The following is a 21402-nucleotide window of genomic DNA, read 5'->3' on the forward strand; positions in this document are numbered from 1 at the left end:
GATATAAATGCTAAATAAATTAGAGGGCTAAGCCTAAAATACAATGTTCCTTATGGCGTTATTGAAGAAATGGTCAAAAGAAAAGTTTCAATTTAAAATAATGGTGTTCTAGTGGATTAACCTACTATAAATTGGTTGAAAATTGGGATGGCAATACTAATCTAGAGATATTGATAATAAATATTTTCGGTAATATTATATTCTATTAGTATTACCTTCAATTTTATTCAGGAAAATATGGCATATTTGTGCCAACAGTGATATAAAATACATGTAATAGTACTATCTAAAGATAGTACATGAAAACATCAAGACACCTTACATCGTTTTTCGATATTTCGACTACGAACACGTGGGTGCCACCATATAAAAACAACCGAAGCACTTATCAGTAGTTACTACTCATAAGTGTTTTTTTTGTCATAGCTACGTCATTCACAGTATTGAGTGATAATAACTTCCATAAAGAATCGCCTTCAATGTATAAATAGCACGAAAAGGTGTCCCAGACATAAGGTCACTCTTTTCGAATATGGATTTATTTACAAATAGAACCACCATTTTCCATCACATTCATAGAGCTCATGTTTCTCACCATTCATCAATACACAATACTGCGTTGTACGAATTGACACATCGCGATGATGGGCGGTACTTAGGACTTTCGTGACCGTATTTTTAATCATTCCAATTACAACAAATAAGGGCACATAACTACCATCGAGTTTATGAAGCACTACAACTTCAACATATTTCCTACTTAATGTCATCTCTATCACCTAACTTGATTATAGCTTTAGTGTCGGACAATATTTGACCGATACTAAAGATTGCACGGAAGTATCACCAAAAGTAGTGCAACAACCTCATGACCTCACTAATTGAATCAATGACTGTAAATCGTATTTACTCGATATACAGAGACACGTTATCTAATCGACAACGTCATTTAAATCTCCAAACCACGCTTGATTAAGTAATTCGATACCTTTTTCGATATCCATGGAACTTACATCGGTAAACCCCATGAATACTGTTGATTTTTCTCTGCCATCAAGATAGAAATCAGTAGTTGGATAAACTTTAACTCCATTTTGCAAGGCTTCTTCCACCAACGTATCAGAGCTCGAATTTTTATGAACTTCCAACAATATAAATAAGCCACCATGCTCACCATGTATAGATACACGTCCGCCGAATTGTTTTTCGCATATTGTTTTAATCAAATCGTGTTTCTTCTTAAATGACTTGCGCATTTTTCGAATATGCTTCTCATAGTCCTGATTCACTAAAAACTTTTCAAGAATACTCTGCTGCAGTGTTGACACAGAGCTTGTGTATCCTTCATAACGAGCTTCATACGATGGTAGAAGTGATACAGGGAGGATGACATATGACATCCTTAGAGTTGAAGATAGCGGCTTAGAGAAAGTTCCAAAATAGATAACATTACCACTTTCATCCATCGATTGAAGAGAAGGAATTGGATCACCTTTATAACGGAATTCACTATCATAATCATCTTCAATGATGTACATGCTATGCTCGCGTGCCCACGTTAGCAACGTTTGGCGCATCGATACACCCATAACACTTCCGGTTGGAAAATGGTGTGATGGCGTAACAATTACAGCCTTTAAGCAAGGATTGACTTTCTCAGGAAGTTCTAGATTTCCGTTACTATAGACAAAAGGTTCGTCAAACATTCCATTTTTTATGAGTGTATTTCGTGTCACAGGAAATCCTGGATTCTCCATTGTAATTGTAGACTTAGGATTTCTCGCTTTCAGTATATTACTCATTATTTCTAGACTATAGACATACCCGTTGGTCACAACTATTTGTTCATACGATGCACGAACACCCCGGTGTCGGTACAAATACTCAGAAATCGCAATTCTAAGATTGATATTGCCTTTATTATCAAGAAAAGGGTCTGTTTCTGAACTGAGAACCTCTAAAGTGTACTGTTTCCATTTTGCTTTAGGAAATGTAGAAAACCCATTTCCCCCATATTTGAAATCAATGATGGAATCAGAACTTTCAGTTTGGGGTTTTCTCATATTCGGAATTGCTTCCAGTTTTATTTCACTAAATGTATCAAGCACCACAAAACCTAAATTAGGTTTTGATAGGATGTATCCCTCAATCTCTAATTGCATGTATGCGCGCTCCACACTATTTCTACTCACATTAAGGTCAAGCGCTAAGCTACGCGTCCCTGGTAATAAGTCACCTTTTTTAAACCGACCGATCTGCATTTCCATTATTAAATTTGTATATATTTGTTTAAAAATAGGAATATTGTTTGTTTTATCTATCATCGTTTACACTCCTGGACCCATACAATCTATCGATATCCGGCCCTTTAGTAGTTCCAGTTTCACTGTATAATAGAAGTATAAAATCGTCAACAGGAGGTTACTATGAATAAATCAATTGACTATTATACACTTGCACCGGATGCCATGAAAGCAATGTTTGCGATGGAGAATTTCATTAATTCAATTCCGTTAGATCCTATTTTAAAAGAACTAATCAAAATTCGAACCTCACAAATTAATGGGTGTGCATATTGTGTAAATGCACATTCTGCGGATGCCATAAAACTTGGGGAAATACCACAGCGAATTCTTAGTTTATCTGTTTGGGAAGAATGCACTTTTTACACTGAAAAAGAACAAGCAGTTTTACGACTTGTCGAGTATGTTGTTGAAGTCGCAACCAAGCGAGTCCCACAAAGTGTGTATGATGACATCTCAAAATATTTCTCCGATCAGGAATATGTATACATTATTTTCTGTATTAACCAAATGAATGCATGGAATCGCATTGCGATTTCAATGGGCAAGAAGGCAGATCGTCAGTAATACGTATAGGACATACGCCAACATTCATGAGATTCACGGTGCAAAATTATGCTATAATCAATCCTAAGAAATGGAGATTCTTATGAAAACATATCCTATTATTGATTGGCATTGCGATGTTTTGATGAAACTACATCAGCATCCTGAATACAGTTTTTACGACAATGAGAACCTTGATGTTAATGTTTTAAAGTTGCGTAAGGGTGGCGTCAAAGTTCAGGCTTGCGCAATTTTCATTGACCCCGATACGTATATTGACAATAAATATGACGTTGCTTTGGGACAAATTGATGCATTTAAAAATAATGTTCTGAAGCAAGATGGCATCGTTCATATTAAGCATTTCTTTGAGATTGAAAACCTAAAGGATGATGAAATTGGTGTTTTTCTGACACTTGAAGGACTTGATTGTGTCGGATCAGATATCACGAAAGTGAAGCAATTTATCGATGAAGGTGTCCTATCTATTGGAATGACGTGGAACGACGCAAACTTGGCATGTGATGGAATTGGTGAAGCACGGGGTGCTGGGCTCACAACGTTTGGATTTGAAGTTGTGAAACTAGCCAACGACCATGATGTCTTTATTGATGTTTCTCACATTAGTCTGAACGGGTTTGAAGATGTTCTTGATACAGCTAAGCATGTGATTGCAAGCCACTCCAACGCCCAGAAACTTGCCTCACACCGACGAAATCTAAATGATGGACAAATTCAACGGATGAAAGATAAAGGGGCTCTTGTGCACTTTGTGTACTGTGATGCTTTTGTAAACGATCAACATCGTGTTGAGCCAACGACAATTGAAATGCTTGTTGACCATATCGAATATTTCCATAATGCTGGGCTTTCATCACAATTGGGACTTGGTTCTGACTTCGATGGTATCTCCTCAAAGATTGTGAATCTTGAAGATGCCAGCCACAGTCAACATTTATTGCATGAAGTTGCATTGCGTTTAGACTCTACTTTTGCCGAAAATTTAGCATCTGGAAACTTTATGAATTACATAAAAAAACACTTCTAAAAAAGTACCCGCGTGGGTACTTTTTACTTATACAGATCAGCAACGCGTTGAATCCGTGCCTTGAGTTCTTGACGTACATGCGCTGGTGCAAGGCACTCACTTTTATCACCAAAACTTAACAAAATATTATAGTAATAGTCGTTTTCCATGAATGGAAACTCTACGCGATAGTAAGCATCGTCTATTTGTGTGAATGCATCAAATGAGCAATAATCCATGACCCGATCCATAAGTGATTGCTGCACCCGTAGTGTAACCGTTTCGTTGGGACCATCCACGACAGTCGAAACGTCGAGGCGTTCTTGTGAATAATCTCTACGGTTAAATGACAGGCTTGTCATCCGAAGGTCAGTGAGTCGTGACAATCTAAAAACTCGATAGTCCTTTCGATCCAAGCAATACCCATGCCAATACCAGCGATTGCCTTTTAGGACAAGTTGGTAGGGTTCAACTGTCCGTTGTGATCCGTTCCCAAATCGATCATGGTAGGTGAATGTTAGTAACTTTTGCGACTCAATCGCTTCTTTAATCATCTCCAGATACGATTGGACATTTTGGTTCCCAAACCATGAACTTAAATCAATATGAACGTGTTGTGTTTGAAGGATGATGTCTTGCTCTTTGTCGGGTGGAATCAGACTTTTAACTTTGGTGAGGACATTCGTTAACGTATCTTTTGCAGTCATATCTGATACGCTCGAAAGTCCCGAAAGAATTGTGGACAAATCTGAAGTTGAAAATACGTTGTGATTCAGTTTATAGTTTGGCATTATCTCAATACCACCCCCTACCCCTGGTATTGTTCGGATTGGGATTCCCGCCAAATCAATGGCATCAATATCCCGATAAATTGTCCGTAGGGAAACCTCAAACATGTCCGCAAGGTCTTGCGCACTCGTACGTTTTCTTTCTAGTAATACAATAATGATACTCATCATACGATCCGTTTTCATGGGACTATCCTCAACTTTATTGAATAAATTATAGATTGTTGACATATAGGTGTCAACAATAGCTGCGTATACTATAGCTATCAAGAGAATGGAGATTACTATGAAACAAATTTATATATATGTTATGGACACATTAGCAGATTGGGAGATTGGATATATCACTGCGGAACTACATTCGCGTCGTTTTTTTAAGGATAATGCACCTGAGATTGCTATTCAAACAGTGAGCTATACACCGCATTCGATTACGACTATGGGCGGACTTAAGGTTACTCCTGATTGCAAATTGGATAGCATGATTGTGGATGAGAATACCGTGTTGATTTTACCTGGATCAGATACGTGGCATCAACCGGAGCACCAAGCCGTACTTCAGTACGCACAGCAGATTTTGAATGCGAATGGTACCGTTGCAGCAATTTGTGGTGCCACACTTGCTCTCGCCACTTCGAACATGTTAAATTCACGAAACCATACCAGTAATGGACCAGGATTTCTCGATATGTTTGCTACCAATTATACAGGTCAATCTTTTTACCAAGATCAACCCGTTGTTCGTGACAATAACCTCATTACTGCAGGTTCCACTGACGCGTTACTCTGGTCCAAAGCAATTCTCGAAACTCTGGATGTGTTTAGAAATGACACCCTTGCATTATGGTACACGTTCTTTAATGAGGGAAATCCGAATACTTTTTATGACCTTATGGAAACGTTGCCTTCCAAAGGACATTAGTTCAAATAAAAAAGACGTCATCGACGTCTTTTATTCTGTTATCGCTTTAAGGGCGCGTTGGACCGCAGCCTCAAAGTAAGGCCAGCCATGATCGCCATCTGCAATTTTGGTATAGCATACCTGTGCATATTTTTCAAAGACCGCAACCGTTGCATCAACATCCGCAAATGGAACAATCATATCCATCATGCCAGTCTCAATAAAATACTGAGTCGTATTCGTTTGCGCAAATGATACTGGATGATTTGCATGATATTTCTCGAAATCATAGTTCCCATCTTCATCGCGGAAAATACTCCAAGCATACGTTTCTGTCTCGGGGGTCATTTCTGCCCATACCGCAGGTGCAATTGCGAAAACTTTTTTAAATGTATTGGGATACTTCATCGATAATCGCAATGCGCCATATCCACCCATTGAAATACCACCAAGTAAAATATCACCATTGGTGCGATACATTCCTAAATAATGTGGTATTAACTCTTCCATAATCATGGATTCCATAGGATATCCCGGTCCATCAAGATAAAATGAATTAAAACCATCCACAAAGACTACGATGCCTTCGTAGTGCATTGCGTCTAACTGGCCTTTCATATCCATACGCTCAAGGAAATTGAGTTGATGTCCGCCAGCGCCATGGAACATAAAGAGTACTGAATACCTTGCATCCGATGTGTCATAGGATGCAGGAAGATAAACACTCGAGTTCCAGTCTATACGCATCTTCTTACTTGCAATAAAACTCGAGATAATAGTGCCTGAATTAGTTAACAAAATATGTGTGCTCCGTTCTCCATTGTAAAACTTTAACATGAACAAAGAATCCGTAAATTCCAAAGGTTACGAGGGTGAGTAACCACCATACAATCCATTGTCCAAATAAACTCATTGCAGTTCCTGTAAAGACTGTACGATTGCCTTCAAGGACTGTGTGGTCTGCTTCCCATCGATATGTACGAACCATTGCCCATGGCGATCCAAAACCAAGTGTAATGACTACAATAATAACATTGACGATTTGTAAGCCAAGGTATGACATAAAACCGCCATCAAAATATGAACTTTTCATTGATAAGTCCCCCTTTTTTACATTATACACGATAAATACGACAAGATAGGACGAATATCTACCAATTACATAGGTATAGGTGTAATATATAAAAATATGGAGGGGGGCGACTCTATTGAAAGATAAGCGACATTATTATCTGAATTGGGTACTTATTTTTATTACGGGTGTCCTTCTTTTCGTACTCGTTTTAATTCAAACTGGATTTACTTTCTCGAAAATATCCGTTCTTGAGGCGATTCGTTCTCAAGATCCTAAATATGGTGAAATAGTATTCGCAACAACCCTCAATGATCGTAAAGAAGTTTATGTCTTCAAATATGGTGATGATTTGTATGCACCGGTCGTGTTGGAACGTTTGGGTTCGTTGTGGCGAAACAGTCATTACTATTATCAAGATGTTGCACAAATGAACATGTACTATACTGGTATTCGCGGCATTGCTTATGATTTTAATTCGATGAGTGCGCAGCGTCTCAATTATATTGATTTATCGTTAAATAAAGATTCACATTGCTTCTTGGTTATCGACGAAAATTTGGATGATGTTCGCGTTAAGTTCGAAACAGAACCTACAGAAGTTCCCATGATTAAGAATCAAAATGCCTTCTACCTTCAAAGTGATGTCGATATCGAAACAGAGGACTCACTATTGATTGGTTATAAGGGCACGCAAGCGATTAAAGCACGTTTAATTACCCATGACCCTGCTACGGTAATTGATTCTGTAAATATTGGCACTACGACAACATTGAATACGAAAAAAAATCCTTTGGTTGTTCCACGGATTCAAGCCTACGCTTATGACGATGCAGCGTACACAAAAATTCCTTTCATCCATAAAGATGTCACACGGAATCCCATCTATACCATCAGCATAAATAAACAAGTCCCCGATTACGCAACAACTACACAAGGTTTAGTTCGCGAGAAAGATGGTCATACGTTACTGACTTATTACAATTTTAACGATTCATACCTGCTCGAAGTTCATAATGTCGAGACAAAAACAAACCAGTACTTTGAGCTTTCGTCGGATACATTTGCATTAATTTCAAATGAAATTAACCATTGGTTGAGAAGTCTCAATCCGCCATCATCACGAAGTACCCTCTATTCAATTGTTAAGGCATCCTCGTGATGTCTTTTTATTACGCCATTATTTTTACTTCTTGAATATTGGAAGTCCAGTTGCACCAAGGATAAAGGCGACAAATCCTAGAATGAGTGCTTCAGTCATGTACGTTATCAGTACAGCAAGCAACAAACCTCGAAGAAGTGCCCTAAAATTCGCATCAAAGCCATCGATATCTGTCATTTTCTTAATTTTATTTTCACGTTTCATCCAGTTTTGTCCTTTCTTTTAGTATATGGTGTTTTAACTTTCTATTAAAATTAGTGTAGCATTCAGGCGAGATAATCGTGATAAAAATAGTCTATGATGTACGATTTATCGTTTATGTGGTCATATTTTCCCAATATTCTCAAAACTATTTGAAAAAATGTTGGGTGTCTTCGCAGCTTGGTGTAAGATAAGAAGGAATCATGTGGAGGTATTGACCGTGACAATAGATACACTATTTGACAACGCAATTACAAATCAAGAAATTGGTGGTTATGTTTATGCCATCATTGAAAATGAAACCGTAACAATTAAAACTGCTGGGCAGGCTAGCCCTGATCTTGCGATGACTGATCGTCTACACTTTGATATCGCATCATTAAGTAAACTCGTAGTAACAACACGTATCATGCAACTTGTTGAAGATGAAGAAATCGGTTTAGATACGCCTGTTCAGGATATTCTAGAATCCTTTGTGATGGCACATATTACCGTTGAAGACTTATTGTTGCATCGAAGTGGTTTCAACCCTTCCGTATCCAAGAAGTATTTAGATTCGCAGCAACTCATTAAGACCTCCATCATGCTCGGGTACGATTGGCAAGAATCCAACTATCATACAATGACATACTCCTGCATTAACTTTATTATTCTAGGTTGGATTATTGAAGTTTTAGATGGGTCTTTGGACCAATCGCTTAACGAGCATGTTCTCAAGCCTTTAGGCATGCGTGAGACAACATTTAACCCTTCGATCACCCCATTCATCGTCCCCAGTGAAATCCATCCCGCACGAGGTTTAATATGCGGTATAGTGCATGATGAAACAGCTGCAGCACTTGGTGGAATTTCTGGAAATGCCGGATTATTTTCAACCATTCATGACCTCGTTGCTTTCACAAATGGGTATCTTCAAAAAACAATTCTTACCCCCGAAACAATCGATATTATGGCAGATACAAATCAAGACCTTCGAAGCCTCGGGTGGAATTTACATCTTTATGAGGGAAAACCTTATCTTTTCCATACTGGATTTACAGGTCCTGCAATCATTATGGACCTCAAGCGTGGTCGCGCTCTCATCATTTTGACCAACCGCACTTTCCCATCGCGATCGAATACTGCGTTTATTGAAACACGACTTAAAATTTACGACGCTTTCTTGGGAATGTAAATTTACAACACACTGGTATGGAACGCAAAAAGCCGGATAACTACTATCCGGCTTTACTTTTGCTATAGTTGATATTCGTTATTTCAAATATCCTTATTCTCTAAAACTTTTAGATTTTCTTTTTCTCTTTGCGAATCTTTGCAGCGAATAATAATGAACCCACTCCAACTGCTACAAAAATGTATCCAATCTTAGAATCTTGAATTCCCGTCTTAGGTAATTCATCGGTCTCTTCAATGGTTGTTACTTTTTCCCACTGTGCATACAACTCAGTATTTTCAGTGATTTCGAAGCTTGAACCAATTGAGTATTGAGTCCCTTTTCCATCGGCTTGAGTATTCCAACCTAAGAATTTATGACCTGTCTTCTCAAGTGTATTTCTACCTAAAATCGTTACGGTATCATTTACTTTATATTCATGAGGATCCACTGGACTCACTCCAGATGTTTCACCATTTCCATGGTAAGTAACGGTATATTTTTCGACGACAGGCGTTAGTTCCCATTGGGCATGCAAGTCTGTGTTTTCAGTGATGTCGAAGCTTGAACCAACGGTATATTGGGTTCCTTTTCCATCGGCTTGCGTATTCCAGCCAACAAAGGTATATCCTGTTTTCTCAAGAGTGTTTCTGCCTAAGATCGTTACGGCATCATTTGCTAAGTATTCTTTTGCATCTACTGGACTTACACCAGATGTTTCACCATTTCCATGGTAAGTAACGGTATATTTCTCGACAACAGGCGTTAGTTCCCATTGGGCATACAAGTCTGTGTTTTCAGTGATGTCGAAGCTTGAACCAACGTTATATGAGGTTCCTTTCCCATCAGCTTGTGTATTCCATCCGGTAAATGTATATCCAGTTTTCTCAAGGGTGTTTCTACCTAAGACCGTTACGGAATCACTTGCTAGGTATTCATTTGCATCTACTGGACTTACACCAGATGTTTCACCATTTCCATGGTAAGTAACGGTATATTTCTCGACAACAGGCGTTAGTTCCCATTGGGCATACAAGTCTGTATTTTCAGTGATGTCTAAGCTTGAACCAGCGTTATATGAGGTTCCTTTTCCATCAGCTTGTGTATTCCATCCAGTAAATGTGTATCCCGTCTTCTCAAGGGTATCCTTGCCTAGGACCGTAACTGTATCATTCTCTAAATAATCATGCGTATCGGTTGGCACAACACCTTGTGTCTCACCATTGCCATGGTATGTAACAGTATACGTTACAGCGTCTGGAATCCAAATTGCATAGACTCTTTGTGTCGCACTTTTCAGCTCAACTTCAGTCAACGTTTGACTTCGTGAACCATCCGTTGTTTGAACACGAGACCAACCACCGAACGTATAACCCTCACGACTTAATTTAAGATCTTCACTGTTTTGAACTGGAACAACCTTATGGAGGTATCCAACTTGATAATATTCATTGATTATTCCTTCATCATTGCTGAGGTAGAACTCGGTCCCGTCATATTCTCCAAGCGGGTCAAGACCAAAGGTACCCCCGTTCGCATCGTAGAGAATAGAAGCAACTTGAATTGAACCATGGTCTTTATCTCGCGGTAGTCCACGTTGTCCAATATCACCCAAATCCGCTTGGCCTTGATAAGTGTTGTCAGCAACACTACCCGGACGAATCATGATTGTGGGCACTACTTCGTGATTGATACCCGCACGAACTTGTGATTCATTCACTGCAGTTTGTGGTGTTGTTACACCCAAGACCTCGAATAATGAATCATCAATATTTGGATCATTTTCCAAGTTCATAACATTCTTACTTCCTAAATCAACATTTGTACTATTGCTTACATCTTTATATTTACTTGATGTGTTTTCTAATCCGTCAGCACCATAAACAGTATTTCCGGCGAAGATATTCGCATCAAATGAAGCGTTTGGGCTTAAAATTGAACTTTGACTTAATCCAATAGCGCCACCTTGTTGATTAACCGTGGATAATGCATCCCCACTTTGATTGCCAATAAAAGTACTTGTTTTTATGACATTGGTTGATGAAGACTTTAAACCTCCGCGATAGTATTGGATTGCGCCACCTGAGCGGTCACCGCCACTTGTTCCATGCGCAACATTACCAAGGAATGTTGAATTGGAAATGGACGTAGAAAGTTTTCCTTTATTACTTGCTTCGAATAGAATTGCACCACCGTCATCTGCCGCTTCATTTCTAATGAAGGACGTACTATCAATAGTGACCGTTCCGTTGCCATTATAGACCCGAACATACAGAGCCCCACCATCATCTGCGGCTTTAGTAGGTGAACTTGCGTCACCAAGTGCTTTGTTTTCTTCAAAGATTGATTGCCTAATTTCTACCGATCCAAAGAGATCATTGATCGTTATGGCACCGCCACTACCACCAAGAACACCCGTATTCTTTGTGGTATTGATATTGTTTCGGAAAACTGTATTTTCAATCACCATCTTTGCACGATAGTTCTTTGCAGAAATTGCACCTGCTTCATAGCCATAACCCGATCCATGGTTGTTTTCAATCGTAGAATTTGTAAGTGTTAGGTCTGCATACTCCCAAACCTTGATTGCTGAAGCAGAGTTCATACTCTTATTATTGTAAATATGCATGGAATCTAACTTGGATGATACCCCAAGATAAATAACTGCCGAACCCGCATTATAAACTGAAGCGTTATAAAATTCTAACGATCCTCCGGTGCGGCTATCATCAAATAAGTATCCTGATCGTGATTGGCCATCAATATTTAGGTTCTTGATTGTAACGGTGCTTGGTTGATTTCCTTGTAATTTTATATTCCCGCCATTCCAAATGACACCATTGCCATCAATAACAAATGATACATTAGGAATCGTAACCGTCATCGGTCCTGACACGAAATCAGGTGCGAGTTTGATTACTTGACCCTCCGTAACAGTTGCGATTGCTTCCATTAGTTCGTCGACATTTGCGACCGCGTCAAAATTTACTGCTTTGGTTTCTTTTTCAGGAGTCGATACTTCCTGGACAACATTTTCTGATTTATCTTCAGACGTTTGTATTTCTGACAGACCATCTGTATCGGCTTCTTGCGATGTACCTGGATCCAATTCTGTCTCGCCATCTGTAACATCATCAATTACATCTTCTGATTCATTTTCTTGCTCAGTCTCAGGTAATTCATCACATGGTGAATCATCATTATTATCCGCACACACTTCACCAGTCGTATCGTTGTCGATTGCTGTTTCCGTGATCGGCGTTGATACTTCTTGGTTAGTGTTTGATTCATCTGCATTGATATTTAAGAATGGGACTGAAATGAGCACCAAGCTTAATACCATAAAAATCTTTAATTTCTTTTTCATAGTACCACCTCTTTATATACTAAGACATTAACAAATGAACACTCTATTAAGTTTTATCTTGTATAAAAAGGCCCATTCATGTTACCAACAGACTATTTTTAACATTAAATTTAATGTTTTTTTGTTCATTAGCCCTTCATATGCATCCGAAACACTTCTGTACACAAAAAAAATAGAGCTGCACAATGTAGCTCTATCTGTTTAATGTAAATTAAGGAGCGATCCTCGAATCAATGAAGTTTCTTAATCGCTCAGCAGCCTGTGGATAACCACACCAATTATTATTTCTTTGTATCGGGACGGTAATTGAGATAAACCATTCCCAAACCAGATACAATCACCAACACAGCTAAGATGCCACCGTGAACTTGACGTTTTGTCGAGCCAATTTGACCATCTTCCCGTGGTGCTTTCGAAACACCCTTTATGACAGGCACTTCTTCACCGGAAGTCGCTGTGACGACGGCTGTTGTTTCGGTATCTTTTTCATTTGCAAAGACTTGATATGAGCCCAGCAATGCTCCAGATACGATCATCATACAGCACAGTGTTCTTAAGAACTTCTTCATGAATTCCTCCAGACATATGTTAAGACATATTGTTGTACGTTATTTCTTAAACATACGCTTATATATTATGCATAAATAAAACACCTTATGCAAGCAAATATTTTTTAAATATGCTTCCGAAAGGTGTTGTGGTATGATTCCGTTATTTCTTGAAACTTTGTAGTGTATGAGCGGTATACTCACTGATTTTGGCTTCATTTCGATAAAGTATATAAGCAATTCCAAAACCGATCAATGAGCCTACAAGAACATCACTTGGATAATGAACAAAAACATACAATCTTGAGAAGGCCATCAAAGCAGCCAATCCCAGAAAAATCCACCGTTGCTTACCTTTAATAAAGAGGAAGAATGTTCCTGCCATTGCAAATGCACTTGCAGCATGTCCAGACGGGAACGAAGACCCACGTGGGACGGGAATCAAAATATCAAAGTTCGCAACTTCAAAAGGTCGAACCCGCATCACAATCGGTTTCAATATTCCACTCACAAGAATTAGTTCAAGGAGCAACGCGAACAATGCAAAATAACCAATTTTCCGTGTTTTTTTGTTGAGCATCTGGACAAGAGCAATTGCTATCCACAACTCCGCATGATCTCCCAAACGCGTGTATATCGCAAAAAACTGGTTAAGAAATGGGGATGACCATGTTTGGATCCACTGCAAAATGGCCATATCCATTATTGCGTTACCTCAACTTCTATATCATGAGCTGCGCGATAACTAATGGCAACCTCTTTACCATTCACATTCACAACAAACGGTCCTTCGTAAGGATCAATGCGCACAAGTTCAAAGGTTTCACCTAAGTTGAACGAAATCGTTTCTAAATACTTGAGCAATTCTAAATCATCACGAACGCGCGAGAATGTTCCACTGTCACCTACTTTTAATGAAGCGAGTGGGGTCACGCCATCACGATCCAAACCACCATTTCCGTAAATGATGCTTCCGTGAGGGCAATACTTAGGATTATTTAGATATTCACTTAGTTTTTGTGCAAGATTGTTGGAGGTAACATGTTCTAAGACCTCCGCATCATCATGAACATCCGTCCATGAATATCCCAATTGTTCCACTAAGAATACTTCCCATAGTCGATGTTTGCGCACAAGATTCTGCGCTTCACGGGTACCTTCTTTACTTAACGTCAAACCTAGGTCTTTATGTCTAACTACCAACCCTGACTCTGTTAGTTTTCGAATCATCTCACTTGTAGATGCTGCGGACACATCTAAAGTAGCTGCCAACTCCTTGTTTGTCAGTTTAATATTTCTTTGGTTCATTGCAAATATAATTTTAATATAATCTTCGCGATTCGGTGTCATTACTTACCTCTTTTCTTAGGTGTACCTAATTAATATCATTATATCACTAAATATCAGTGAAAGACAAGATACGGAATCCGTACGCACAGTCTCATTCACATGGTATAATAGAAATATATTAAGGAGGTTTTTGTATGAAATTTTCCTGGCATGGACACGCCTGTGTCCAACTTCAAACACTAGACGGAACCAAAATAATTATTGATCCATTTATCAATGGCAATCCCTATTCCGATCTTGATGTCGAATCGGTTGTTGCCGATTATATCATTTTAACTCATGGTCATGAGGACCATGTTGGTGATGCTTTAGCTATTGCTCGAAATAACGAAGCAACGATTATAGCGGTTGTTGAGTTAGCGGACCATCTTGCGTCCATAGACGTTAAAACGCACGGCATGAACATTGGTGGAAGTTTTAGTTTTCCATTTGGAACCGTTAAACTAACACCTGCAATCCATAGTTCGTCATACGATGGAGACTATATGGGACTTGCAGCAGGTGTAATTGTCAACGATACAAGTGCTACCATCTACCACGCAGGAGATACCGCACTCTTTACAGATATGAGTCTTATTGGGCCTGTTACAGCTGCGCTTTTACCAATTGGTGATAATTTTACGATGGGAATACGCGATGCATTGCACGCTGCCCAACTGATTCAGTCTGAACTATACATTCCGATTCACTACAATACATTTCCTGTTATTGAACAAAATCCATATGAATTCACAAACATGCTTCACGACAATCGTGGACTTGTTCCAGAAATTGGCGAACAAATTGAACTATAGAGGAGGTTTTTATGTTACAAGAACGCATCAATCGTGTCATCAATAATCATCAATTAAGTTGCGGACACACCAATCACTATATTTTTATACTCAAAGGATTCACCCATGTTTTAAAAAAATATTCGGTGCCGGTAAAGGATTTAGATGTCCTTAAAATTCCTACGAAAACAAATTTCTATATTACATATGAAGATGCAATGACCCTTGGAGATGGCTTCGTCAGTGCGCTTGTCGAACATGAATACGATCCCTGGATTGTTGATTTCAATTTCTTTGAGGGGGGATATCTTGCTGATATTGACTCTGTAGATTACACTGATCGAAAGCCATTGGATACTATGTTGCTGGTTAATTACCCCGAAATATCATGGGCTCCGGAACGGAAAACAATCCATATTTTCAACACCAATAATCCGTTAATAGGTATCGTGGACGATCCTGATACACCACGAACCAATGAAGACCGATTAAACATATTTTTAGAATTAGAGTAGATTTTCCTACTCTTTTTTCATAAATTCGTTTTATAATAATATATAAAAGTGGAGGATGTCTATGAGACCTGTTTATAATTTTTCAGCTGGGCCCGCTATGTTGCCCGAATCAGTTTTACTTAAAATCCAAGATGAACTATTAAGTTATCAAGGATCCAATGTTTCAATGTTAGAAGTGAATCATCGTTCGTCAGAATTCTTCGGAATTATCGATCATGCTAAGGAAACATTGAAAGAACTCATGAATATCCCCGATACATACTCAATTGTATTTCTTCAGGGGGGGACAAGTCAGCAATTTGCAATGATTCCCATGAACTTTGCGAAAGGAAAACGTGTTGCCTATGTTGATACTGGTTTTTGGTCAGCCAAAGCGATTGAAGAAGCCCATATTCTCAACGACACACTGGTTGTAGGATCAAGCAAAGAAGATGGTTACAGTTATCTTCCAATGGATCTTAATGTTCCCGAAGATTGCGCCTATGTCCACATCACAACTAACGCAACATCAGAAGGTCTCATGTATCGTGACCTCCCCGATACTAATGGAGTACCATTGATTGGTGATGCATGCTCTAATATTCTTGGATTTCCATATGATATTAATGACTTTGCAATGCTTTACGCGGGAACGCAAAAGAATTTAGGTATGTCAGGACTCACACTTGCAATCATTCGTAATGATATGCTCCGCGATGTGGAAGGACTTCCTTATATCTTCGATTACAAAAAACATATCCAAGAAAATTCAGTCTATAATACCTCGCCAACATTCGCAATCTATGTCACCGATTTAATGTTGACATGGGTTAAAGAACAAGGTGGTGTCGAAGCGCTCTCTCAACAAAATGAGAGAAAAGCAGCAATGTTGTATGAACTTATCGATCGTTCGGGCTTCTATTCCAACTGGGTTAAACCATCTGATCGCTCATCAATGAACGTTGTCTTTACAACAAATGATGAAACATTGGATGCGCTGTTTGTGGAAGAAGCAGGACTTGAAGGCATGATTAATTTGGGGGCTCACCGTAGTTCTCGAGGCATGCGCGTCAGCATCTATAATGCGATGCCTGTTGAAGCGGTTGAAAAGCTTGTCGACTTCATGATCCGCTTCCAAGATAAATATCAATAATAGAATTGCTATGGGACCTTCGAGAATCATCTCAGTTTAGATATGATTCTCAGGTGTCCCATTTTTTCGACTATTACAAACTACTAAATTCTGCGATTTATTGATTACACTATTTGTATCGCTTTATGAGACCTTGAATAGACCTTTTAGAAGCAACGTAAAAAGACTTTGACATGCATTCGAATCAGGATGTAAAGAACTTTTAGATTGATAGATATACGAAACTCTTTTAATGTGGGGTTAGGAGGAACGGTTAATGGATTTTGGAACAAAACTTAAGGAAGCACGAGCTCGACTAGGACTCAGACAAGAAGACATCGCAGATGGAATTGATGTCTCAAGACAAACTGTGTCTAATTGGGAAAATAATCGAAGTCTTCCAGATTTAAGAAGCATTGTCGAAATCAGTGACATTTACCAGATCTCCCTCGATGACTTATTAAAAGGAGACCGAAAAGTTATGGAAAAATTAATTAAAGATTCTGATATCAAAACAATGGAAAACAAATTAAACATACTGACCCTGATTGTTTTGGTGACATCGTCATTAACATTACTCTTTATTGATGGTGATATCCTTTCAAGTACGAGTATGCCTGTACTTAATACTGTATCCATTTTTCTTCGAATTTTGCTCATTGGATTACTATTTTATACAATTATAAAATATGTCAAAATGCGTAATGACTATCAACGCCAAAATGGAAATGAAAACCAACCAAAGTATAACACCACTAAAGTTATCATTGTACTTGCTGGATTGTGCGTCATTGGATTCCTACTCGGACTCTTTGCTGCATTATTATAGTCTTACGTTGCAAATTTGCCCCAAAAAAACTGAACCTTATCCAATGCCCTCTAGCATCGAAATGGTCCAGCTTTTTTAGTGTTCGATTTGAACACGTGGATTTAAAACTTTAATGTATTTAAGAATCGTTTCTTGAACCTCAGGATGTGTCAGCAGTTTAAATGTCTTTTTTGTTCCATCCTGATAAGTTAGTGTAAAGATGTCTTGGTTCTTTCCCGTATAACGCTGATTGCGATATGCAACGTTGGCAACATCTTCTAGTACGACTGCTTTTCCTGTATCAATAAGAATCAAGCGATCGCCATCTATGAGAATCGGAAATTCCGAGACACTATTTTTTATATACAAATTAAAATTAAGTACAATCGATGGTTTGTCCATTGCATGAATCACTTGATCAATCTTTTGAGTATTCTGATACATGCGAAAACTTTGAAATGCTACAACAATAGCACACACGGCCGTAAGCATTAATGCCGAACTCACGAGCGTCTGCTCTGGAAAGGCTTGACGTGATGCCAAGGTTCCAACAACGATAACTAACACTGACACAATGACCCATGCCGTGATCTTAATTCGAATTGTTTCTTTGTTAATACCCAATAAATATTGACGTTCACGTTCCATAATACACCTCATATCCTCATTCTATTATACGTGATTTATGAGGGTTTGTCATGACACTATTGATGTGCTTCAGTATAAGCCTGTGGGTCTTGACGCCAAGCTTTTAACGAAGCAAGGTCGCTTTGACTTATGGTCCCAGAGCTTACTGCTACATCAATGAGTGTTGAATAGTTAGAAAGTGATTCATACGGGATTCCTGCATTTTCGAAATTTTGACGTGCGCTATCGAGTTCATAATCAAACACGGAAAGTACCGCAACAACTTCATGACCTGCATCTTCAAGTACTTTACATGCTTTAATACTCGAGCCGCCTGTTGAAATCAGATCTTCAATCACGATGACTTTTGATTTCTCAGGAATAAATCCTTCGATTTGTTTGCTACGGCCATGATCTTTTGCCGCAACACGCACATAGGCCATTGGTAAAGCGAGCGCTTCAGATACCCAGCATGCTTGCGGAATTCCTGCGGTTGCTGTTCCGACAATCATATCAACAAACTGATATTTTTGACGTACAATATCAGCTAAACCTCGGGCAATATTCATACGTACTTCAGGATAACTCATCGTGATCCGGTTATCACAGTAAATTGGACTTTTTAACCCACTTGCCCATGTGTATGGTTCAAGGGGACTTAGGGTGACGGCTTCGACGTCAAGTAAATATTTAGCGATGCGTTGTGCTGTGTTCATTATGCTTGCTCCCATTCATTCTTAATTGCTACATATGCTTCATATGGATTATCTGCTTTTGTAATTGGACGACCTACCACAATATAGGAAGACCCATTTTGACGTGCACGAGATGGTGTCATGACGCGCTTTTGATCACCAACATCACTTGTCGCTGGACGAATTCCCGGTGTTACTCGCAGGAACTCTTCACCACACTCATGCGCAATTTGTTGCGCTTCGAGTGGTGAACATACAACACCATCTAAACCTGCTTTTTGAGCACACGCTGCGTAATGGAGTACTGATTGTTCGAGTGAAACTTCAATGAGTTGATCACTGTGCATTTGTGCTTCAGAAGTAGATGTCAGTTGTGTTACCGCAAGCAGAATTGGACCATCACCTAAACCACGACGTGCAGCTTCCATCATTTCGATGCCACCTGCTGCATGAACGTTCGCCATGTCGACACCAAGTTTGCGTAAGCCACGCATTGCACTTTCTACAGTATTGGGGATATCGTGCAATTTCAGGTCAAGGAAAATGCGATGACCACGCTCTTTAATCTCACGAACCATCTCCGGTCCGGTTTGGTAGTACAGTTCCATACCAATTTTAACGTAAAGGGACTCTTCGAAATGATCTAAGAATTCCATAACTTCTGTTCTTCCTGGAAAGTCCAGTGCAATAATAACTTCTGACATAATAACCTCTTTCTTTTTCTTCATTGAAAAGCAATTCAAATAAAAAGCTTGAACCCATAGAATTCAAGCGCGTATCTTAAAAGATATGATTCGCTTCGAGAACTCTCTGGTACTCTTTAAAGTGAATTTAATTATGAAATATTTACCGAATCTTCGCCATCAATTTCTTTAATATGAACAAAGATACGTTCTGTTTTGGATGTAGGAACATTCTTACCAATATAATCTGGACGAATTGGAAGTTCTCGATGACCGCGATCAACGAGAACCGCTAGCGAAATTTCTGCAGGACGACCCATATCAATCGTTGCATCCATTGCTGCACGAATTGTTCTTCCTGTAAACAGTACATCATCGACCAATACCACATGTTTCCCTGTTAGTGAATCATTAGATGATGCGTTGCTGTGGATTTCTTGATCATCACGATAACCCGAAATGTTTAAGCTTACGACATCGACAGGTCCTTCGATAGATGCAATTTTTTCAGCGATTCTTTTGGCAATCGGCACCCCACGTGTCTCAATACCAACAATCACAAGATTTTCGATGCCTTGATTTCGTTCAACGATCTCATACGAAAGACGGTTAATTGCGCGCATCATTTCCGATTCATTCAGAATTATTTTCGACATACGTTCCTCCATAAAAAAAGAGCCACTCACAGAAAGAGGCTCGTTGATAATGATCATAGTTGCTCTTTCCTTCTTGATCTCTCAGGATCAGTTTAAAGGATTCTTTTTTCGAATAAATCATAATCTAATTACCGCATAATGTCAATCAATGTTCCATGACATTCTACGATTACGCCCGTGTGCGAAACGTAGCACGCATCGAATCACATTTGTTCGAAAATGATTGTTATTGATTGTTTGTTTCGGATATTTATATCGTTTGGTGAAATTATATTGCGAAAATACATTAAATCATTGTATTTATACGCTTTTCTTACATTTTTGTAAGAATTTTGTCCTGTATATCGATGTTATTGAAACCATACATTTTGTATTATAGTAACAGAGTAAAATTCATCGGTTCAGATGCACTTAATTGTATCAAGTTTTTGATTATTGTTACCTTAATCCTACAATAATCAAATAGCAATTAAGCAATCATAATATCCGCACTCATGAAACTTGATGTCATATACTCTGTCTCGTATAGTACTTGAAGCCAAAAGATGATTTCCTAACATATGTCTAACATACGCTGAGTGTTGAATAAGTCCGCATTTCAAATCACATTTGAATTTATCCGCATTCGTTTCATCTTTTTTAATCCGCTGATATTCTGAGAGGATATCAACGATTCTATTCACAATTTACACTAATATCCGCAAACTTGATAATTGGTCATTATCAAACCCCGTAAATTGTACGCACATGCTTTTGAAATCCCCGATATACTTCAATCGCTAGTTTCTCCTTGTTATCGACATCAGTTATTGATTGTCCTAACATGCCTGCGTTAGCAAGTTCTTACGATTCGTACTTTTTCAAGTACTCTCCTCAGTTTTACTACCTCTCAGATTTGGTATACAGCTTTGTGTGTTTACCCCTCTAATACCAAGCAATGTATATCACACATATTATTGATGTAATAATATTGCATCCCATCAAAAAAGGGCTCTTTATAATCTAGTGTTGGTGAGATAGTCCGACATATTTAGAGTCAGTACCATCGTCATAGAAATATGATGATGGTTTTTTTATTTCTAAGTGTATCATTGTGTTTGATATTAGTAAAATTCT

23 protein-coding genes are annotated in these 21402 nt (G+C 38.7%); 9 read left to right on the forward strand and 14 right to left on the reverse strand.

All coding sequences use genetic code 11. The features are described 5' to 3' along the window. Window positions 1-542: 542 nt before the first annotated feature. Both GVV20_RS09220 and pdxR read right to left on the reverse strand, forming a co-directional pair. Window positions 543-770 carry a hypothetical protein gene (locus tag GVV20_RS09220; protein WP_159649138.1) on the reverse strand — a complete coding sequence of 76 codons (228 nt, stop codon included), beginning with the start codon at window positions 768-770 and terminating at the stop codon, window positions 543-545. 162 nt (window positions 771-932) lie between these two features. Further along, on the reverse strand, window positions 933-2324 hold the full coding sequence (pdxR, locus tag GVV20_RS09225) for a MocR-like pyridoxine biosynthesis transcription factor PdxR (protein ID WP_159740576.1): 1392 nt from the start codon (window positions 2322-2324) through the stop codon (window positions 933-935). Window positions 2325-2426: 102 nt separating this feature from the next. Here pdxR and GVV20_RS09230 point away from each other — a divergent pair, with 102 nt between their 5' ends. Next, window positions 2427-2870: a carboxymuconolactone decarboxylase family protein gene (locus GVV20_RS09230; RefSeq protein ID WP_159740577.1), complete on the forward strand. Its 444-nt coding sequence runs from the start codon at window positions 2427-2429 to the stop codon at window positions 2868-2870. Between the two features lie 82 nt (window positions 2871-2952). Continuing rightward, window positions 2953-3897, forward strand: coding sequence for a dipeptidase (locus tag GVV20_RS09235; protein WP_236261785.1), 945 nt, complete (start codon window positions 2953-2955; stop codon window positions 3895-3897). 23 nt (window positions 3898-3920) lie between these two features. Here the strand turns inward: GVV20_RS09235 and GVV20_RS09240 are convergent, their stop codons facing one another. After that, the gene (locus GVV20_RS09240; RefSeq protein WP_159740579.1) at window positions 3921-4850 is read right to left on the reverse strand and encodes a helix-turn-helix transcriptional regulator; all 930 of its coding nucleotides are present in this window, start codon (window positions 4848-4850) and stop codon (window positions 3921-3923) included. Window positions 4851-4950: 100 nt separating this feature from the next. On the opposite strand from GVV20_RS09240, the gene GVV20_RS09245 reads away from it, so the two are divergent. After that, window positions 4951-5586 (forward strand): type 1 glutamine amidotransferase family protein, encoded by a 636-nt coding sequence (locus GVV20_RS09245; protein ID WP_159740580.1) that lies wholly within the window; start codon window positions 4951-4953, stop codon window positions 5584-5586. A gap of 30 nt (window positions 5587-5616) precedes the next feature. Here GVV20_RS09245 and GVV20_RS09250 read toward each other — a convergent pair whose 3' ends face one another. Further along, window positions 5617-6363 carry an alpha/beta hydrolase gene (locus GVV20_RS09250; protein WP_159812767.1) on the reverse strand — a complete coding sequence of 249 codons (747 nt, stop codon included), beginning with the start codon at window positions 6361-6363 and terminating at the stop codon, window positions 5617-5619. Next, window positions 6353-6658: a DUF898 family protein gene (locus tag GVV20_RS09255; protein ID WP_159741813.1), complete on the reverse strand. Its 306-nt coding sequence runs from the start codon at window positions 6656-6658 to the stop codon at window positions 6353-6355. The genes GVV20_RS09250 and GVV20_RS09255 overlap by 11 nt, the downstream gene beginning before the upstream one ends. Window positions 6659-6773: 115 nt before the next feature. Between GVV20_RS09255 and GVV20_RS09260 the strand changes: the two genes are divergently transcribed. Next, the gene (locus tag GVV20_RS09260; RefSeq protein ID WP_159741222.1) at window positions 6774-7799 is read left to right on the forward strand and encodes a hypothetical protein; all 1026 of its coding nucleotides are present in this window, start codon (window positions 6774-6776) and stop codon (window positions 7797-7799) included. 24 nt (window positions 7800-7823) lie between these two features. On the opposite strand, the gene GVV20_RS09265 is transcribed toward GVV20_RS09260, so the two are convergent. Next, window positions 7824-8003, reverse strand: a complete 180-nt coding sequence (locus tag GVV20_RS09265; protein WP_159741223.1) for a hypothetical protein — start codon at window positions 8001-8003, stop codon at window positions 7824-7826. A gap of 217 nt (window positions 8004-8220) precedes the next feature. On the opposite strand from GVV20_RS09265, the gene GVV20_RS09270 reads away from it, so the two are divergent. Then, the gene (locus GVV20_RS09270; RefSeq protein WP_159741224.1) at window positions 8221-9174 is read left to right on the forward strand and encodes a serine hydrolase domain-containing protein; all 954 of its coding nucleotides are present in this window, start codon (window positions 8221-8223) and stop codon (window positions 9172-9174) included. Window positions 9175-9283: 109 nt separating this feature from the next. Here the strand turns inward: GVV20_RS09270 and GVV20_RS09275 are convergent, their stop codons facing one another. The 4 genes from GVV20_RS09275 to GVV20_RS09290 form a co-directional block, all read right to left on the reverse strand. Continuing rightward, window positions 9284-12520 carry an InlB B-repeat-containing protein gene (locus tag GVV20_RS09275; protein ID WP_159812769.1) on the reverse strand — a complete coding sequence of 1079 codons (3237 nt, stop codon included), beginning with the start codon at window positions 12518-12520 and terminating at the stop codon, window positions 9284-9286. Between the two features lie 281 nt (window positions 12521-12801). Then, entirely contained in the window at window positions 12802-13089 is a 288-nt protein-coding gene (locus tag GVV20_RS09280) for a hypothetical protein (RefSeq protein ID WP_159741226.1), read from the reverse strand. A gap of 142 nt (window positions 13090-13231) precedes the next feature. After that, on the reverse strand, window positions 13232-13771 hold the full coding sequence (locus GVV20_RS09285) for a phosphatase PAP2 family protein (RefSeq protein ID WP_159741227.1): 540 nt from the start codon (window positions 13769-13771) through the stop codon (window positions 13232-13234). After that, a complete protein-coding gene (locus GVV20_RS09290; RefSeq protein ID WP_159741228.1) occupies window positions 13771-14418 on the reverse strand; it encodes a metal-dependent transcriptional regulator in 648 nt (215 codons plus the stop codon). The genes GVV20_RS09285 and GVV20_RS09290 overlap by 1 nt, the downstream gene beginning before the upstream one ends. A gap of 134 nt (window positions 14419-14552) precedes the next feature. Here GVV20_RS09290 and GVV20_RS09295 point away from each other — a divergent pair, with 134 nt between their 5' ends. The 4 genes from GVV20_RS09295 (at window position 14553) to GVV20_RS09310 (ending at window position 17646) form a co-directional block, all read left to right on the forward strand. After that, entirely contained in the window at window positions 14553-15212 is a 660-nt protein-coding gene (locus GVV20_RS09295; protein WP_159741229.1) for a metal-dependent hydrolase, read from the forward strand. Between the two features lie 11 nt (window positions 15213-15223). Then, window positions 15224-15706, forward strand: a complete 483-nt coding sequence (locus GVV20_RS09300; RefSeq protein WP_159741230.1) for a hypothetical protein — start codon at window positions 15224-15226, stop codon at window positions 15704-15706. Between the two features lie 61 nt (window positions 15707-15767). Beyond that, window positions 15768-16838 (forward strand): 3-phosphoserine/phosphohydroxythreonine transaminase, encoded by a 1071-nt coding sequence (gene serC, locus GVV20_RS09305; RefSeq protein WP_159741231.1) that lies wholly within the window; start codon window positions 15768-15770, stop codon window positions 16836-16838. A 256-nt stretch (window positions 16839-17094) separates the two neighbouring features. Then, the gene (locus tag GVV20_RS09310) at window positions 17095-17646 is read left to right on the forward strand and encodes a helix-turn-helix domain-containing protein (protein ID WP_159741232.1); all 552 of its coding nucleotides are present in this window, start codon (window positions 17095-17097) and stop codon (window positions 17644-17646) included. Between the two features lie 75 nt (window positions 17647-17721). On the opposite strand, the gene GVV20_RS09315 is transcribed toward GVV20_RS09310, so the two are convergent. The 4 genes from GVV20_RS09315 to pyrR form a co-directional block, all read right to left on the reverse strand. Then, window positions 17722-18273, reverse strand: coding sequence for a hypothetical protein (locus GVV20_RS09315; protein WP_159741233.1), 552 nt, complete (start codon window positions 18271-18273; stop codon window positions 17722-17724). Window positions 18274-18329: 56 nt separating this feature from the next. After that, window positions 18330-18968 carry an orotate phosphoribosyltransferase gene (gene pyrE, locus GVV20_RS09320; protein WP_159639873.1) on the reverse strand — a complete coding sequence of 213 codons (639 nt, stop codon included), beginning with the start codon at window positions 18966-18968 and terminating at the stop codon, window positions 18330-18332. Continuing rightward, window positions 18968-19651, reverse strand: coding sequence for an orotidine-5'-phosphate decarboxylase (pyrF, locus tag GVV20_RS09325; RefSeq protein ID WP_159741234.1), 684 nt, complete (start codon window positions 19649-19651; stop codon window positions 18968-18970). The genes pyrE and pyrF overlap by 1 nt, the downstream gene beginning before the upstream one ends. A gap of 131 nt (window positions 19652-19782) precedes the next feature. Continuing rightward, window positions 19783-20286 (reverse strand): bifunctional pyr operon transcriptional regulator/uracil phosphoribosyltransferase PyrR, encoded by a 504-nt coding sequence (gene pyrR / locus GVV20_RS09330; RefSeq protein ID WP_159741235.1) that lies wholly within the window; start codon window positions 20284-20286, stop codon window positions 19783-19785. Window positions 20287-21402: the final 1116 nt, after the last annotated feature.

This window comes from Erysipelothrix aquatica, assembly GCF_009828775.2.
Taxonomy (GTDB): Bacteria; Bacillota_I; Bacilli_A; order Erysipelotrichales; family Erysipelotrichaceae; genus Erysipelothrix; species Erysipelothrix aquatica.

Coding starts and splice junctions, on each gene's coding strand:
- GVV20_RS09310 (WP_159741232.1), top strand. CDS start 17,095: ATGGATTTTGGAACAAAACTTAAGGAAGCACGAGCTCGACTAGGACTC.
- GVV20_RS09290 (WP_159741228.1), bottom strand. CDS start 14,418: ATGACACCGAATCGCGAAGATTATATTAAAATTATATTTGCAATGAAC.
- GVV20_RS09230 (WP_159740577.1), top strand. CDS start 2,427: ATGAATAAATCAATTGACTATTATACACTTGCACCGGATGCCATGAAA.
- GVV20_RS09300 (WP_159741230.1), top strand. CDS start 15,224: ATGTTACAAGAACGCATCAATCGTGTCATCAATAATCATCAATTAAGT.
- GVV20_RS09245 (WP_159740580.1), top strand. CDS start 4,951: ATGAAACAAATTTATATATATGTTATGGACACATTAGCAGATTGGGAG.
- GVV20_RS09295 (WP_159741229.1), top strand. CDS start 14,553: ATGAAATTTTCCTGGCATGGACACGCCTGTGTCCAACTTCAAACACTA.
- GVV20_RS09285 (WP_159741227.1), bottom strand. CDS start 13,771: ATGGATATGGCCATTTTGCAGTGGATCCAAACATGGTCATCCCCATTT.
- pyrF (WP_159741234.1), bottom strand. CDS start 19,651: ATGTCAGAAGTTATTATTGCACTGGACTTTCCAGGAAGAACAGAAGTT.
- GVV20_RS09255 (WP_159741813.1), bottom strand. CDS start 6,658: ATGAAAAGTTCATATTTTGATGGCGGTTTTATGTCATACCTTGGCTTA.
- GVV20_RS09265 (WP_159741223.1), bottom strand. CDS start 8,003: ATGAAACGTGAAAATAAAATTAAGAAAATGACAGATATCGATGGCTTT.
- GVV20_RS09235 (WP_236261785.1), top strand. CDS start 2,953: ATGAAAACATATCCTATTATTGATTGGCATTGCGATGTTTTGATGAAA.
- GVV20_RS09315 (WP_159741233.1), bottom strand. CDS start 18,273: ATGGAACGTGAACGTCAATATTTATTGGGTATTAACAAAGAAACAATT.
- serC (WP_159741231.1), top strand. CDS start 15,768: ATGAGACCTGTTTATAATTTTTCAGCTGGGCCCGCTATGTTGCCCGAA.
- pdxR (WP_159740576.1), bottom strand. CDS start 2,324: ATGATAGATAAAACAAACAATATTCCTATTTTTAAACAAATATATACA.
- pyrE (WP_159639873.1), bottom strand. CDS start 18,968: ATGAACACAGCACAACGCATCGCTAAATATTTACTTGACGTCGAAGCC.
- GVV20_RS09275 (WP_159812769.1), bottom strand. CDS start 12,520: ATGAAAAAGAAATTAAAGATTTTTATGGTATTAAGCTTGGTGCTCATT.
- GVV20_RS09240 (WP_159740579.1), bottom strand. CDS start 4,850: ATGAAAACGGATCGTATGATGAGTATCATTATTGTATTACTAGAAAGA.
- GVV20_RS09220 (WP_159649138.1), bottom strand. CDS start 770: ATGACATTAAGTAGGAAATATGTTGAAGTTGTAGTGCTTCATAAACTC.
- GVV20_RS09280 (WP_159741226.1), bottom strand. CDS start 13,089: ATGAAGAAGTTCTTAAGAACACTGTGCTGTATGATGATCGTATCTGGA.
- pyrR (WP_159741235.1), bottom strand. CDS start 20,286: ATGTCGAAAATAATTCTGAATGAATCGGAAATGATGCGCGCAATTAAC.